At 72.6% G+C, this 14,725-nt stretch carries 12 protein-coding genes; 4 read left to right on the forward strand and 8 right to left on the reverse strand.

Going from position 1 to position 14,725, the window contains the following annotated elements; genetic code table 11:
- Positions 1 to 47 precede the first annotated feature (47 nt).
- Positions 48 to 983: a hypothetical protein gene (locus ACFY1J_RS08305; RefSeq protein ID WP_390709175.1), complete on the forward strand. Its 936-nt coding sequence runs from the start codon at positions 48 to 50 to the stop codon at positions 981 to 983.
- 45 nt (positions 984 to 1,028) lie between these two features.
- Here the strand turns inward: ACFY1J_RS08305 and ACFY1J_RS08310 are convergent, their stop codons facing one another.
- The 5 genes from ACFY1J_RS08310 to ACFY1J_RS08330 all read right to left on the reverse strand — a co-directional run bounded on the left by ACFY1J_RS08310 (position 1,029) and on the right by ACFY1J_RS08330 (position 7,207).
- The gene (locus tag ACFY1J_RS08310) at positions 1,029 to 2,561 is read right to left on the reverse strand and encodes a phytoene desaturase family protein (RefSeq protein ID WP_390730902.1); all 1,533 of its coding nucleotides are present in this window, start codon (positions 2,559 to 2,561) and stop codon (positions 1,029 to 1,031) included.
- A 46-nt stretch (positions 2,562 to 2,607) separates the two neighbouring features.
- Positions 2,608 to 3,222, reverse strand: coding sequence for a DUF4126 domain-containing protein (locus tag ACFY1J_RS08315; RefSeq protein ID WP_390730903.1), 615 nt, complete (start codon positions 3,220 to 3,222; stop codon positions 2,608 to 2,610).
- A 358-nt stretch (positions 3,223 to 3,580) separates the two neighbouring features.
- On the reverse strand, positions 3,581 to 4,210 hold the full coding sequence (locus ACFY1J_RS08320) for a TetR/AcrR family transcriptional regulator (RefSeq protein WP_390709172.1): 630 nt from the start codon (positions 4,208 to 4,210) through the stop codon (positions 3,581 to 3,583).
- Positions 4,211 to 4,275: 65 nt separating this feature from the next.
- Positions 4,276 to 6,360 carry a YhgE/Pip family protein gene (locus ACFY1J_RS08325; protein ID WP_390709171.1) on the reverse strand — a complete coding sequence of 695 codons (2,085 nt, stop codon included), beginning with the start codon at positions 6,358 to 6,360 and terminating at the stop codon, positions 4,276 to 4,278.
- On the reverse strand, positions 6,332 to 7,207 hold the full coding sequence (locus tag ACFY1J_RS08330) for an ATP-binding cassette domain-containing protein (RefSeq protein WP_390730904.1): 876 nt from the start codon (positions 7,205 to 7,207) through the stop codon (positions 6,332 to 6,334). The genes ACFY1J_RS08325 and ACFY1J_RS08330 overlap by 29 nt, the downstream gene beginning before the upstream one ends.
- Positions 7,208 to 7,377: 170 nt before the next feature.
- On the opposite strand from ACFY1J_RS08330, the gene ACFY1J_RS08335 reads away from it, so the two are divergent.
- The 3 genes from ACFY1J_RS08335 to ACFY1J_RS08345 all read left to right on the forward strand — a co-directional run bounded on the left by ACFY1J_RS08335 (position 7,378) and on the right by ACFY1J_RS08345 (position 9,588).
- Complete coding sequence (locus tag ACFY1J_RS08335) at positions 7,378 to 7,941, forward strand: SAV_6107 family HEPN domain-containing protein (protein ID WP_390709169.1); 564 nt, start codon at positions 7,378 to 7,380, stop codon at positions 7,939 to 7,941.
- 208 nt (positions 7,942 to 8,149) lie between these two features.
- Positions 8,150 to 8,920, forward strand: a complete 771-nt coding sequence (locus ACFY1J_RS08340; RefSeq protein WP_390709168.1) for a methyltransferase domain-containing protein — start codon at positions 8,150 to 8,152, stop codon at positions 8,918 to 8,920.
- A gap of 278 nt (positions 8,921 to 9,198) precedes the next feature.
- Complete coding sequence (locus ACFY1J_RS08345) at positions 9,199 to 9,588, forward strand: DUF3040 domain-containing protein (RefSeq protein ID WP_363297039.1); 390 nt, start codon at positions 9,199 to 9,201, stop codon at positions 9,586 to 9,588.
- 105 nt (positions 9,589 to 9,693) lie between these two features.
- Here the strand turns inward: ACFY1J_RS08345 and ACFY1J_RS08350 are convergent, their stop codons facing one another.
- From ACFY1J_RS08350 to ACFY1J_RS08360, 3 genes are read right to left on the reverse strand one after another with little or no spacing between them, the layout of a single operon-like run.
- Positions 9,694 to 12,078 (reverse strand): DUF3488 and DUF4129 domain-containing transglutaminase family protein, encoded by a 2,385-nt coding sequence (locus tag ACFY1J_RS08350; protein WP_390730905.1) that lies wholly within the window; start codon positions 12,076 to 12,078, stop codon positions 9,694 to 9,696.
- On the reverse strand, positions 12,075 to 13,439 hold the full coding sequence (locus ACFY1J_RS08355; protein WP_390709166.1) for a DUF58 domain-containing protein: 1,365 nt from the start codon (positions 13,437 to 13,439) through the stop codon (positions 12,075 to 12,077). Before ACFY1J_RS08355 ends, ACFY1J_RS08350 begins: the two co-directional genes overlap by 4 nt.
- Positions 13,439 to 14,479 (reverse strand): AAA family ATPase, encoded by a 1,041-nt coding sequence (locus tag ACFY1J_RS08360; protein WP_390709165.1) that lies wholly within the window; start codon positions 14,477 to 14,479, stop codon positions 13,439 to 13,441. Before ACFY1J_RS08360 ends, ACFY1J_RS08355 begins: the two co-directional genes overlap by 1 nt.
- Between the last annotated feature and the right edge of the window lie 246 nt (positions 14,480 to 14,725).

Raw genomic sequence — 14,725 nt, forward strand, 5'->3', positions numbered from 1 at the left:
ACGGGTATACGACACACTGCGTAGCGGTCACTGGGAGAGGGGCGTACATGGGCTGGACGGTCCTCTACATCGCGTTCGGCATCGTCGCGCTGTGGTTGCTCGGCGAGGTGCTGCTGCAGTACAAGGCGCGCCTGCGCTGGCGCCTGCTCGCCTTCGTCGGCTTCCTCGGCGTCGTGCTCGGCGTGCTGATCCCGTCCGTCGTGGTCATCGGACTGGGCGCGGCGGCCTTCGCGATCGGCCAGACCTACGTCACGCTGTCGTTCCGCCGTGGCTTCGCGGCCGGCTGGGCGGTCCGCGGTCCGGCCGCGGGCGGCGGCAGCAAGCGCCGCCGCGGCGAGCCGGTTGACCCCACCCTTGAGGTCTCCGACCTGGAAGAGGCCGAGGGGGACGACGACCGGGACGGCGCCTACCGCCGCGACAGCGTCTCGTACGGCGGCGACGACTACGACCGCGAGGACGTGTTCGCGCCGACCCGCTCCGCCGAGCCCACCGCCGCCGAGGCGACCGCCGTCTACGAGCCGCAGCCGCTCCCCGAGGACACGGGCTCGTACGGCATATACGGCGGCCCCGCCTATGCGACCGCGGGCCAGCCCCAGGACCAGAGCTACGCGACCGCCGCCCAGGGCACCGACCAGAACTACGCGTACGACTACTCCGGCTACGGCCAGCAGCAGTACGGCTACGACACCACCGGTCAGCAGCAGTACGCCAACTACTCCGACCCGTACGTCGGCAACCAGACCTATGGCGGTGCCTCGTACGACAACGGCTACGGCGGCCAGCAGTACCCCCAGCAGGGCTACGGCCAGGACCAGTACGCCACCGGCGGCTACGGCGAGACCCCGGCCGGCGGAGTCTGGGTCCCGCAGCAGCGCACCGACGAGACGTACGGCGGCGAGCTGCCGCAGGAGCAGCAGTACCCGTACCAGCAGGGCAACGGTCAGCAGCCGGGGAACGGCTACGACGAGCAGTACCGTTTCTGAACGGCTAGCGGGGCCTCACTTGGAGTTCTGAGGGCTCGCCGGGCCTCACTGGGAGCCCCGGAAGTCCGGTCCCTCCACGATCAGCCCCGCGACCAGCGCGCCCGACATGCCCGCGTGGGGGAGTCCACCGCCCGGGTGCGACCAGCCGCCCACCCGGTACAGGCCCGGCAGGCGCGTGGTGTTCGCCGGATGCAGGAAGCGCCCCCCGCCCGCGGCGAGCGCGGGAGCGGGCACCGGCCCGGCGCCGGTCTCGGCCGCACTGTGGCCGGGCGCACGCACCTCACGCCAGATGAGCCGCTCGCGCAGCCCGGGCAGGGCCGCCCCCGCGGCCTCCACCATCATGTCGGCGAAGCCCTCGACGGTGCTCTCCCGCTCCCAGCCGGCCTCTGTCGGCACGGTCGCCGACACGACCACCGACTCGTGGTCCGCGTCCGGGCACAGGGCGGGGTCGTCGGGCCGCAGCACGGTCACCGTGGGGCGCGCCGGCCCGGCGCCCGGCGAGGTCAGGAAGTCCAACTCGGCGTCCCGGTCCGGTGCGTGCACGACCGTGCGGTGCGCGGCACCGGCCTCGCGCGCGCCGCGCAGGGCCAGCAGCACGGTGAACCGTCCGGGCCGGGCGGCCGCGGTCTCGGCGCGTACGTCGCCCTCCGCGTCGAGCGGATGCCCCGTCAGCCCCCGCAGCCGTACCGGATCCACGTCCGCCACCACATGGTCCGCCTCGGCCACCGTCCCTCCCCCGGAGCCGAAAGCCTGGGAGGTGCCCCCAGCGAGTTCCACCCCCGCCGCCCGGCCGTCCTTCTCCAGGATCCCGGTGACCTCGGCGCCGAAGACGAACTCCACCCTGCGCGCCAGACACCGCTCGTGGACCGCGCGCGCCAACTCCCGCATGCCGCCGCGGACATGCCAGATGCCGAAGGCGTGCTCCATGTACGGCAGCACGGCCGCGCTCGCCGGAGCCACCCGGGGATCGAGGCCGTACGCCAGGGCGTGGCTCTCCAGGAGCGCCGCGAGCCGCGGGTCCCGCAGCTCCCAGGTGCCGACCTCGGCGAGCGTGCCGGCCCGGCGGGTGCGCAGCAGACGCCTGTGGGGGACGGACGGATAGGGCTCACGCTCCGCCAGCACCGCCCAGTTGCGCCACAGGGGCTCCTCCAGCAGGGGCCGGCGGGTGCGGTCCCAGGCCTCCCGGGCCCGTACGAGGAAGTCGCCCCAGCGCTGCCCCGTGCCCGCTCCGAGGGCCTCGTCCAGGGCGGAGACGACACCCGCGCGCGAGGCGTTGGGCAGGGACACGGCGGTGCCGTCCGCGAACACATGCCGGGACGACGGATCGACCTGCACCAGCTCGACGCAGTCCTCCAGCGGCTCCTTGCCGGTCTTGACGAACAGATCGCGGTAAACGGCGGGCAGGGGCAGCAGCCCGGGACCGGTGTCGAAGCGGAACCCGTCCCGCTCGAACCGGCGCAGCGCTCCGCCGTATGTCTCCGTGCGCTCGTACACCACCACCCGGTGGCCCGCGACGGCCAGCCGGGCGGCAGCCGCCATCGCGCCCATCCCGGCGCCGATCACCGCAATCCGTGCCATGCCCGCGACTTTATCGACCGCCACTGACAATCCCGCCCGCGGGCGGTCAGTCCGGCGGCCGGCCCTCGTGCGCGGCCAGCCGGCGCTCCTCCCGCCGCTGGGCCCGGCGCCGCAGGAAGCGGCGGATCCGTGAGACCAGGAAGAACAGCGCGATCAGTCCGGCGGCCAGCAGGACCGCCGTGATCACCGCCGCCGCCCCCGGATGGAACATGGCGAACGTGACGATGCCGGCCACCCCGAGATCCTCGGCCAGGCTCATGATCATGTTGCTGAAGGGTTCCGGCGAGGTGTTGATCGCCATGCGGGTGCCGGCCTTGACCGTATGGCTGGCGAGTGCCGTCGAGCCGCCGACCAGGGCCGCCGCCACATCGGACGGCGAACCGCTGTGCCCGGCGAGCAGCGCCCCGACCCAGGCTCCCGCGACCGGCCGGACCACCGTGTGCACGGAGTCCCACACCGAGTCGACGTACGGGATCTTGTCGGCGACCGCCTCGCACAGGAACAGCACGCCCGCCGCGATCAGGACCTCGGGCCGCTGCAGCGTCTCGGGGACGTCGTCGCTCAGCCCCGTCGCGCCGAAGACGCCGAGCAGCAGCACCACGGCGTAGGCGTTGATACCGCTGGCCCAGCCGCTCGTGAAGACGAGAGGGAGTACGGACACGGACGCGATCGTAACCAGTCGGCATCGGCGCGTCCTGGGCATGAGCGCGCAGGCCTGAGTACGCGTACCTAGGGGGTGAGATGAGTACGCGCGCGGATGGGGGCCGACCGGCGCGAACGAGACAGTGGAGACACGGAAAGGGCGCCACGTCCGGCACCGCCGACACGGGGCGGCGGAACGGCAGTCGCGCCCTGGTCCGCTCCTTCCGCCGATTCGTCGGCGGAAGCGAGACACGGGGGGAGCAAGGGGAAGACCCGGGGGAAGACCGGAACGGGGGTTCCAACGGGGGAGTACGGAAGGCGCCGGTCCGACGGTGGCCCGCGGGGGACGCGGCCACATCGGACTGGCGCTTTCGCGTTCAGCCCCGTCCGCTCACCCGTCCCTGGAGCAGCCGCGACAGGGCCGCGTGGACATCGTCCAGGGACCGCTCCGGCTGGAACGACTTCCAGTCCAGCGCGGCCACCAGCACCATGCCCACCAGCGCGGCCGCCGTCAGCTGGACATCGATCTCCTCGCTGAACTCGCCGTTCGCCACGCCCTCGCGCAGCACGCCCTCGACGACCGCGACGGCCTCCTGCCGGACCACCATCAGGGTGGACTGCCAGGCCCGGTTGGTGCGCCACAGCTCGGCCACGTACAGCTGGGTGAACGCCGGGTACCGGTCGATGAAGACGAGTCCGGCGCGGACCATCTCGTCCAGGGCGTCGACCTTGCTGCCGCCCTCGCGCTCGGTCCGTTCGGCCGCCTCCCGGAGGGAGGCGGTGAGGAGGCCCACGCCGTGCCGCAGCAGCTCCTCGAAGAGGACCGACTTGCTCGCGAAGTTGTAGTAGACCGTGCCCTTCGCGACCCCGGCCCGCTCGGCGATCTCGTCCACGGTGGTGGCGGAGAAGCCCTGCTCGGCGATGAGTGTGACGGCCGCCTCGTAGAGCTTCTGCCGGGTGGCCTCGCGGCGCGTGCGGCCGCCCGACGTGGTGCTGCTGCTTTCCATGGGCCCGATTGTCACAGGAACCGTGGCCCCAAAGGGCGTGGAAGCCGAGGTCATACGTGAGGTTGTCACAGGCTCAGCTCCGGGTGCAGCCGGTCCAGGGTCCACACCTGGCTGCGGCGGGCCGACAGGGCGGTCAGTGCCAGGGCACCGGCCGTGAAGGCGACCAGCACGGCGCAGGCCTGCCACACCGGGCCCAGGCCGCCGCCGGTGATCAGCCTTCTGAGGGCCGCGACGACATAGCTCATCGGCAGGAAGGGATGGATCGCGTTGAAGAAGCCCGGGCTGGTCTGCACGGGGTACGTGCCGCCCGCCGACGTCAGCTGGAGCATCAGCAGGGCGAGCACGAGGATCCGGCCCGCCGCCCCGAAGCGCGCGTTCAGCCACTGCACGAGCGCCCCGAAGCACGCCGCCACCAGGAACAGGAAGCCCACCGTCCCGGCCGCGCGGGCCATCTGCAGACCGATCGCCCAGTGCAGTACCGCCATCAGGGCCGCCGTCTGCAGCACGCCGACCGCGACCACCGGCAGCCAGCCCGCCAGCGCGATCCGCCAGGCGGCGGAACCGGCCCCCAGGGCACGTCGGTTGAGCGGCTGGATCAGCATGTACGCCACCATCGCGCCCACCCACAGGGACAGCGGGATGAAGTACGGGGCGAACCCGGTGCCGTAGTTGGGCGCCTTGTGCAGGTCCCGGGATGCGAGCTGGACCGGGTCGGCCATCACCTCGGTGCGCTGGTCGCGGTCCTTCTTGTCGTAGTCGGGGATCCGCCCGGCCCCGTCGTGCAGTCCGCCGGCGAGCTTGCCCGAGCCGTCGACGAGCTTGTACATGCCGCCGTTGAGGTCCTCGGCGCCCGTCTTGAGCTTGCCGACGCCCTCGTCCAGGTCGGCGGCGCCGGTCCGGGCCGTGCCGAGCCCGGTGTGCAGCTTCTTGGCGCCCGCGGCGACCTTGCCCGCGCCGTCGTTCAGCTTGTTGATCTTCTTGACGGCGTCGTCGACGTCCTCGGAGAGGTGTGGCGAGCGGTCGGCCAGGGCCTGGGCCTGCTTCTGGAGCGTGCCGAGGTTGGCGCGGAGCGTCTTCAGGTCGCCGTCCTGGTCGGCGATCAGCGTGTTGAGGTCGTCGGCCACCGTGGCCACGTCGGCGGCGGCCTCCTTGGCCTTCTTCAGATCGGGGCAGATCGGGTCGGGCAGCACCGTTGCCTCGCAGTGCGTCCGGTAGACCTCGTCGAGCGCCTCGGAGGCCGCGTGCGCGGTCCTGGCGGCGCCCGGGGCGGCCTTCACCAGGACGTCGAGGTTGTGGCCGACCGCCTTGGCCGAGTCCGCGACCAGCTGTGCCGTGTCACCGATGGTCTTCTCGTTGCCCTTGAGGAACGGGCCGACCTTGTCGTAGACCCCGTTGACGTTGTCCGCGAGCGTCTGCGTGCCCTCGGAGACCTGCTGCGAACCGTCCTCCAGGTCGCCGGCGCCCGTGTTGAGCTTCTTCAGGCCCTTGGACAGCTTGCCGCTGCCGCTCTTGGCGTCCGTCAGCCCGTCCGCGAGGTCCTTGGAGCCCTTCTCCGCCTTCCCGATGCCGCCCTTGAGCCTGTCGGCGCCGTTCGCGGCCTTCACGGTCTGCCCGTGGATGTCGGAGAAGGAGATGAAGATCCGGTCCAGGAAGGACCGGGAGGTCTTGGTGGACGCGGCCGTGCGCACCTCGCTGAAGACCGTCCGGGATATCTGCCCGACGATGTAGTTGTTCGCGTCGTTCGTACGCACCTGGAGGGCGCCCGTCTCCGGGGAGTCGCCCGAGCTGGAGGCGATGCGCCGGCTGAAGTCGGCCGGCATGGTCAGCGACAGGTAGTACGTGCCGTTCTCGACGCCCTTGCGTGCCTCGGCCGCGTCGACCTCGTGCCACTCGAAGGTCTTGCTGTCCCGCAGCCCGCCGACGATGTCGTCGCCCGCCGTGATCCTCTTCCCGCCGGCGGTCGCCCCCTTGTCGTCGTTGACGAGCGCCACGGGGATGCGGTCCAGACGGCCGTACGGGTCCCAGAAGGACCACAGGTACAGGGCGCCGTACAGCAGCGGCAGGACCAGGAGCGCGACCAGGGCGGCACGCGGCAGCTTCCCCCGGCCGAAGCGCCTCAGCTCAAGCGCGGCCAGCCTCGGCGAGCGCATCGCCGTCCTCCTTCGCCAGGTCGTCGATCGTGGTGTCGGTGTCGGTGTCGGTGTCGGTGCTGGTGCTGGTGCTGGTGCTGGTGCTGGCCTCGGTCTCGGTCTCTGTTTCCTTCGTGGTCCCGGTCGAGATGACCACGGCGTCGTCCGGGGCCTGGCTGCACACCGCGACCACCGTCGTCCCGGCTTCGGCGAGGGACTTCAGAAGGGCCCAGACCTCGGCCCGTTCGGCGTCCGAGAGCTTCAGGTCGACGTCGTCCACCCCGAGCAGCCGGGGCCTGCCGATGAGCGCGAGGGCGACGGACAGGCGCAGCGCCTCCAGCCGCTCCAGATCGCGTACGGCGGTGCGGGAACCCTTGGGCAGGGCCTCCCGGTCGAGCCCGGCGGCACCCAGCGCGGCGTCGATCCGCAGCCTCGCCTCCAGCGTCCGCTCCCGGTGCGGCCGCATCAGCCCGCGCAGCGAGTCCCCGAACCGCCGCTGCAGCAGCGCCCGTTCGCGCAGGTGCTCGCCGACGGTCAGGGCCGGTTCGAGGTCGGTGACACCGGCGACGTTGGCCACCGCGCTGAGCCGGCGCACCGCCGCGAGCTGCTTGGGCAGATGGGCCGGGCCCACGGCCGCCGTTCCCGTGGTGGCCTTCATCCGGCCGGTGAGCGCGAGCAGCAGACACGTCCGGCCGGAGCCGGACGGTCCCTCGACGGCGATCAGCGAGCCGGGCTCGGCGTCGACAAAGACCCCCTGGAACGCCCAGCCCCGGGGGCCCTTGAGGCCGAAATCCCGGGCGGCGACGGCGAGTCCTGGCGGACTGCTCACAGCTCCCCCATCCCTGGGGCCCGGGGACGTTCCCCGCATCCCCGATCGTTCCCCAATTTGAACTGACTGGTCAGTGCAAAAACTAGCCCGAACTTTCGATCGAAGCAAAACCCCAGGTCAGAACGGATTGTCAGTGGCATACCTCACGATGGGCACATACGGCATCACCGGACAGGTCGTGCCGTCACCCAGACGACAGGAGGTTCGTCATGGCCAACTCGTCCGCAGCCGCCGCACGTCGGCGCAGCGCCACCGGCCCTGCCCCCTCACTGACCGGCCCGGCGAGCGATGTGCACCCTGTGCTCCGCCGGACCACGGCCCCGCCCGCTGCCCTCGACCTGCTCGCCCAGGCCCGCGCCGGACTCGACGAGGCCGCCGTCCTCGAAACGCCGAACGAGCGCTATGCGACGGCCCATCTCGCCGCCCTGCGCACGGCCGCCGCCGTCCTCGCCGCGCGAGGCCGCCCGGAGCCCTCGCCCAGGCGCCGCCCCCGCATCAGGAGCGCCTGGGAAGTGCTCCCCGAGATCGCGCCCGAGCTCACCGAGTGGAGCGCACTGTTCGCCTCCGGCGCCCGGCGCCGCGCCCGGGCCGAGGCGGGCATCCAGGGCGCGGCCACCCAGCGGGACGCCGACGACCTCATACGGGACGTGGCGATGTTCGTCCGCCTCGTCGAGCGGATGCTGGTGCTGCAGCCGGTCCTGCCACAGCCACGCCAGGACACGGACGGGCCGGACCGCCCCCTCGCCCGCGGAGAGCTCCCGGACGCGGGCTGACCACCCGCCGCGGAGCGGGCTGACGGCGACCGGTGTCCGCCGTGCGAGACGGACGCGGCGGTACACCATCGCGGTGACCTGGTACGGCACCGGAGGCAATAGGGTGGAGAGCGCCTGCAGCCTTCCCTCCTCCGGTACCCCGGGCCGGGGAGGCACCCCGTTCGCGCCGCCGGGCAACAGGCGGTGCCGTGCCGAGGAGTCAACTGCCGTGTCGGATCCGATGCGCCCCCGTTCCTCCCTCCGTACCGCCGTGGTCTGGGAGGTCCTCCAGGACGCCCTGGACCGTCGCGTCAAGGCCACGGGCCGGGACTCGCTGGACGTGCTGGACACCGGCGGCGGCAGCGGCAACTTCGCCGTGCCCCTGGCCCGCCTCGGCCACCGCGTCACCGTCGTCGACCCCAGCCCGAACGCGCTGTTCGCGCTGGAGCGCCGGACCGCCGAGGCCGGGGTCGCCGACCGGGTCAGGGGCGTGCAGGGCGACGCTCACGGGCTCTTCGACGTGGTCGAGCGCGGCGGCTACGACGTGGTGCTGTGCCACGGCGTCCTGGAGTACGTGGACGACCCGGCCGAGGGCGTCCGCAACGCGGTGGCCGCACTGCGCCCCGAGGGCGTCCTCAGCCTCCTCGCGGCCGGCCTCGGCGGCGCCGTGCTCGCCCGCGCCCTCGCGGGCCACTTCACGGAGGCCAAGCAGGCGCTGGAGGACCCGGCCGGCCGATGGGGCACCGGCGACCCGATGCCGCGGCGCTTCACCGCCGAGCAGCTCACCGAGCTGGTCGAGGCCGCGGGCCTCCGGGTGGCCGCCGTGCACGGCGTAAGGGTCTTCGCCGACCTGGTACCCGGCGTCCTCGTGGACACCGAGCCCGGGGCCCTGGACGCCCTGCTGAAGCTGGAGGCCGCGGCGGCCGAGCTCCCCGCGTTCCACTCCGTCGCCACCCAGCTGCACGTCCTGGGCGAGACGAGGGGCGCGACCGGGGCCTGAGCCGCCCCCCGAGTCACGCTGCTGATCAGCGCCGCGGGCGCACATGGAGTACGCCACAGGCCCCCCGATCGAGCGGTTTGCGCCGTATGATCGAGGGAGACCGCCCGGCATGACGGGTCGGCCGCCGGGGAATGGAAGCCTCAGCGAGCCGGGCCGGCCATGGCGGGATTCCGGTTGGCCAATTGGCGTAGAGGGGCGGGTTTCACGGGGGCGATTCCCTGCCTATCCTGAAGGGACCCCCCGGGTCGCCCCGGCGACTGCACGATGAGGAGGACTCCGTGCCGCTCTCGGAGCACGAGCAGCGCATGCTCGAGCAGATGGAGCGAGCGCTGTACGCCGAAGATCCCAAGTTCGCGACAGCGCTTGAGGGAAGCGGGCTGCGCACGTACACCCGACGACGGGTCTACCAGGCGGTGGCGGGCTTCCTCGTAGGTATCGCGCTCCTCATGGCCGGAATGGTCGCACAGCAGATCTGGGTCAGCGTGGTGGGCTTCCTCGTCATGCTGGGCTGTGCGGTACTCGCCGTAACGGGGTGGCGCAAGGCTCCCAAGCCGGGCGAACAGCCCGCCGGCACCCCGCATGCGCGCCGTCAGGGACGGCCGAAGCGTTCCATGATGGACCGCATCGAACAGCGCTGGCAGCGCCGCCGGGACGAACAAGGCCACTAGTACCGCGCTTGCTTCGCCGGAAGATCCGAGCGAGACGCGCTGAGGGGTGACCACCCACCGGGTGGTCACCCCTCAGTTCTGTCCTCGGCCCCCGCTGGTCCGTCCTCAGCCCCGCTGGCCCGACGGCCTGCGCAGGGTGGGCCGGGCCGCCGCCGTGCGGGCCCTGAGCGACGCCCACCAGGCCGAGACCGCCCACAGCACCCGCACGCTGGACCGCGGGGCGAACCGCGCGCGCAGTTGCGTACCGCGGCCGACCGTGCCGCTCAGCCCGCCGACGGCCCGGCGCACGTCCTCGGCGAGCCCCGCCGTCGCGCGCGGCCGCGGCGCGTAGAGGACCTGCTCCACGGCGTCGGCCACCCGGTGCACCGCGGCCCCGGCCACCGGGTCCAGATGCCCGAGCCGGACGATCCGGGCGGCCGCCTTGCGCGGGGTCTGCGAGTCGTCCGGCATGATGCCGAAGTCCCATGCGGTGTCGGTCAGTTCCTGCCAGGCCGCCAGCGCGTGGGCCGCCGCGCCCTCGTCGCTACGGGCATGCCCACCCAGCCGTACGGCGCGCAGCCGCATCCGCCACAGCATCGGCGTCAGCGGGATCGTCACGACGGCCAGCCCGCCGAGCACCCACAGCGCGTACTCCCACCACCGGGGACCGTTGTCGTCCGTGTGCGGCGCGGCTGCCGCGGACGGGCTGGAGCACACGTCCTGCTTGCGCTGCTGGGCCGTGCAGCTCTCGCTCGGCGAGGCCTCCGTCGAGGGCACCGCACTCGCCGCCTGGGACGGGCGCACCTGGTCCGGCAGGGAACTGCCCGGCGTGTCCGTCTGGGTGTACGAGGGGGTCGTACCGCGGGTCGGGGTCGGCTCGAAGCGGGTCCAGCCCACGCCCTCGAAGTACAACTCGGGCCAGGCGTGCGCGTCCTTCAGACCGACCGACACCGAGCCGTCCGCCTGCGGGGAACCGGGCGCGAAGCCCACCGCGACCCGGGCCGGGATGCCCAGCGTGCGGGCCATCGCGGCCATCGCGAAGGAGAAGTGGACGCAGAAGCCCTGCTTCTTCTGCAGGAAGGCGGCAATGGCGTTGCGGCCCCTGCCGACCTCCACCTGGGTGTCGTACTGGAAGCCGCCCGTGACGGCGAAGTAGTCCTGGAGCTTGACCGCCTGGTCGTAGTGGCTCGTCGCGCCGTCGGTGACCTCCCTGGCGGTCTTGGCCACGACCGACGGGAGCGAGGAGGGCACCTTGGTGTAGTCGCGCTTCAGCGCCGCCGACGGCTCCGGCGCCGTGGCCAGCTGGTCCGCGGACGGCTGCACGTCCAGGCTGGTCACCTGGTAGGTCGCGCCGCGCGTGTTCTGGCCGTGGTCGCCGACGAGCGTCATGCCCACGGGTTCGTAGCGCCAGCTGCCGCCGACCTTCACGCTGCTCGGCGGGTAGGGCATCGGCAGCCAGTCCTGGGCGTACCAGTCCGCCGCCGAGATGGTGGTCGTGACCGTCTTGCGCTTGATGCCCTGGCCCAGGCCGATCGGCGTGGGGAACCGGTCCGGTACGCCGACGATGTGCCGCTGGGACGGCTTCCAGGTGACGCCGTCGAAGTCGTCCAGGGAGACGATGCGCAGATACAGGTCGGAGATGTCGTTGGTGTCGGTCTTCACGGACAGGACCTGGCGGTCCTGGTCCACGTTCAGACTGTCGCGCAGCGACACCAGGGGGTTGACCGCGGAGATCGTGCCGCCGTTCCCGTTGCCCGCGCCCACGCCGGTTCCGGTGCCGTCCAGGAGGCCGCCCTGCATCGCGGGCAGGGCGAGCGGCACGAACAGGGCGACGCCGAGCGCGACCGCGCCGATACGGCGGCCGGTGCGGACCGGTGCCACCGCGTTGCCCGCGGGCTCGCCCGGGGCGCGCGGCGCGCCGCCGAAGACGCGGCCCCACTGGGAGAGCCGGTCCCGGCCCTCGGCCAGGAGCAGCATCAGATAGCCGGCCGCCGCGACCAGGAACCACAGCCAGTCGGCGCCGCCGTCGGACAGCCCCGCGGCCACCGAGTACAGCGCGAGCAGCGGCAGTCCGGCCGGGGCCGCGCTGCGGAAGGTCACCGCGAGGGTGTCCACGATCAGCCCGATCACCAGGACGCCGCCGACGAGCATCAGCCGGATGCCGTCGGACAGCGGTGCCGGGATCGCGTACTGGTTGACGTCCTCCGAGCCCTGCCGGAACAGATCGGCGAAGTGCCGGATCGCGTCCGGACCGGGGATCAGCCCGGCGATCGCGTGCTCCCGGGCGAACAGCAGGGTCAGCAGCATCAGCGAGGTGAGCGCCTGTGCCGCCACGGTCAGCGGCCGGGCCAGCGGCACCCGGCGCGTCGCCGCGCCCACCCCCGTCTGCACCGCCACCAGGAAGACCGCCTGCAGCAGCCACGTGGGCTTGTCCACCAGCGGCAGCAGCGCACACGCCGCCATCAACGTCGCCGCGGCGGCACACATGGCCAGCCGTGCCCGCCCACTCATGACAGTGCCTCTCCGCCGGACACCGCGGCGACGCCCGTGCGTTCGCGGTCCGCCTGGCGCCACAGTTCGCTCAGTGAGGCGCCCCGGGGGACGCTCACGGCGGTCCAGCCCGCCTCGCGCAGCAGGCGCAGTCGCTCCCCGTGCTGCGCCGTGGGGCCGGGCACATCGGTCGGCTCGCGCATCCACGCGTCGCTGTCCAGCAGGAAGGCGACCGCGCCGCCGCTGCGCTGGCGCATCTTGGCCACCACCGCGGCCTGTTCGTCGTCGAGGTCGCCCAGGAAGGCGACCAGCAGTCCTTCGTTGCCGCCGCGCAGTACGTCGTAGGCCCGGGAGAGCCCCGTGCCGTCCGAGTGGTCGATCACGGCGAGGGTGTCCATCATCAGCCCGGCGGCGTCCGCGGTCTCCTGGCTGGCGCCCGCGAACCCGTCGGTGCCCTCGCCGGGCACGGCGCTGCCGGTGTCGGTCAACAGCCGCACCGAGAAGCCGCGTTCGAGCATGTGGACCAGGACCGACGCGGTGCCCGACACCGCCCACTCGAAGGGCGAGTCCGGACCCGCGCCCGCGAAGGCGATGCCGCGCGTGTCGAGCAGCACCGTGCAGCGGGAGCGCTGCGGCTGCTCCTCCCTGCGCACCATCAACTCGCCGTAGCGGGCGGTGGAACGCCAGTGGACACGGCGCAGGTCGTCGCCGTAGCGGTACCCGCGCGGGATCACGTCGTCCTCGCCCGCCAGGGCCAGCGAGCGCTGCCGCCCGTCGCCGTACCCCTTCGCCTCACCGCTGAACCGGACCGGTGGCAGCGACTCCACGCGCGGGATCACGGTCAGGGTGTCGAACGTCGAGAAGGATCTGGTCAGTTCGCACATCCCGAACGGGTCCGTGAGACGCAGCTGGAGCGGGCCGAGCGGATAGCGGCCGCGCAGGTCCGAGCGGACCCGGTAGGACACCTCGCGGCGGCCGCCCGGCTCCACCCGGTCCAGGACGAAGCGGGGCCGGGGACCGAGCACATACGGCACCCGGTCCTGCAGCATCAGCAGTCCCGTGGGCAGCCGCGAGACGTTGTCCATCCGCAGATGGACCCGGGCCTCGCTGCCGGCCGGCACCCGCGAGGGGGCGAGCCGGCGGCTGCCGGCGACCCGGTAACGGGTGCGGTAGAGCATGGTCGCGCAGATCAGGGGCAGCACGGCCAGCAGCAGCCCGACCCGGAGCAGATCGCTCTGCCCCAGGACGTACGCGCAGATCGCGGCCGCGATGCCCGCGGCCAGGAAGGACCGCCCGCGGGTGGTCAGCCCCGCCAGGGCCGTACGGACGCCGCCCTTCTCGTCGCGCTCGGTCTCCGCCTGCCCGGTCCCCCCGGCCGTCATCACAGCCTCCGCGGAGGCTGCGAGGGATAGGCGGGCGCGCCCCGGACCAGGCCGCCGAAGCCGGACTGCTGCTGGGGCGCCGCGGGCACCGGGGTGTGCTGCAGGATCTCCTGGACGACCTGCTCCGAGGTACGACGGTTGAGCTGGGCCTGGGCCGTCGGCAGCAGCCGGTGGGCCAGGACCGCCACGGCGAGGGCCTGCACATCGTCCGGCAGCGCGTACTCCCGGCCGCTGAGGGCGGCCGACGCCTTCGCCGCGCGCAGCAGGTGCAGCGTCGCGCGCGGTGAGGCGCCGAGTCTCAGATCGGGGTGCGTGCGCGTGGCGGCGACCAGGTCCACCGCGTACCGCCGGACCGGCTCGGCGACATGGACGCCCCGCACGGCCTCGATCAGCTTCACGATGTCGTGCGCGTGCGCCACCGGCTGGAGGTCCTCCAGCGGGCTCACCCCGCCGTGGATGTCGAGCATCTGCAACTCGGCCTCCACACTGGGGTAGCCGACGGAGACCCGGGCCATGAAGCGGTCGCGCTGGGCCTCGGGCAGCGGGTAGGTGCCCTCCATCTCGACCGGGTTCTGCGTGGCCACCACCATGAACGGGCTGGGCAGTTCATAGGTCTGCCCGTCGATGGTGACCTGGCGCTCCTCCATCGACTCCAGCAGTGCGGACTGGGTCTTGGGCGAGGCGCGGTTGATCTCGTCGCCGATCACGATCTGCGCGAAGATGGCGCCCGGCTTGAACTCGAAGTCCCGCCGCTGCTGGTCCCAGATGGACACGCCGGTGATGTCCGACGGCAGCAGGTCGGGCGTGAACTGGATACGCCGCACCGAACAGTCGATGGACCGCGCCAGCGCCTTGGCCAGCATGGTCTTGCCCACCCCGGGAACGTCCTCGATCAGAAGATGTCCCTCGGCGAGCAGCACGGTCAGCGAAAGCCGTACGACCTCGGGCTTGCCCTCGATCACTCCCTCCACCGAACTGCGGACCCGCTCCACAGTGGCAGTCAGATCAGTGAGGCTCGCTCGATCGTCATAGGTCGTCACCCGGCCCTCCTCGGCCCGTTCTTACTCCGGGCCGTCGCTCTGCGATGCGGACCGGCCCACCCCGAACACGGACACCACGCGTGAATGGTTCCGCGTGACGCCACACCCCGCATTCTTGCTGCCGTTACCGATTCGTGTCACTCGCCTGTGGACAACTGCCTGCACTATGTCGGTCTTACGGCGTTTTCGACCGGCGTTTTCGATGCCGGTGGCGGGACGTTCCGGAGCGGGCGGGCCGTCGGCGGG

The sequence above is a fragment of the Streptomyces sp. NPDC001406 genome (assembly GCF_042895285.1).
Lineage (GTDB): Bacteria > Actinomycetota > Actinomycetes > Streptomycetales > Streptomycetaceae > Streptomyces.

Excerpts from the sequence above, each read along its gene's own strand:
- ACFY1J_RS08335 (WP_390709169.1), top strand. The coding sequence starts at position 7,378 with ATGGCCAACTCGTCCGCAGCCGCCGCACGTCGGCGCAGCGCCACCGGC.
- ACFY1J_RS08320 (WP_390709172.1), bottom strand. The coding sequence starts at position 4,210 with ATGGAAAGCAGCAGCACCACGTCGGGCGGCCGCACGCGCCGCGAGGCC.
- ACFY1J_RS08350 (WP_390730905.1), bottom strand. The coding sequence starts at position 12,078 with ATGAGTGGGCGGGCACGGCTGGCCATGTGTGCCGCCGCGGCGACGTTG.
- ACFY1J_RS08330 (WP_390730904.1), bottom strand. The coding sequence starts at position 7,207 with ATGCGGGGAACGTCCCCGGGCCCCAGGGATGGGGGAGCTGTGAGCAGT.
- ACFY1J_RS08325 (WP_390709171.1), bottom strand. The coding sequence starts at position 6,360 with ATGCGCTCGCCGAGGCTGGCCGCGCTTGAGCTGAGGCGCTTCGGCCGG.
- ACFY1J_RS08310 (WP_390730902.1), bottom strand. The coding sequence starts at position 2,561 with ATGGCACGGATTGCGGTGATCGGCGCCGGGATGGGCGCGATGGCGGCT.
- ACFY1J_RS08355 (WP_390709166.1), bottom strand. The coding sequence starts at position 13,439 with ATGACGGCCGGGGGGACCGGGCAGGCGGAGACCGAGCGCGACGAGAAG.
- ACFY1J_RS08305 (WP_390709175.1), top strand. The coding sequence starts at position 48 with ATGGGCTGGACGGTCCTCTACATCGCGTTCGGCATCGTCGCGCTGTGG.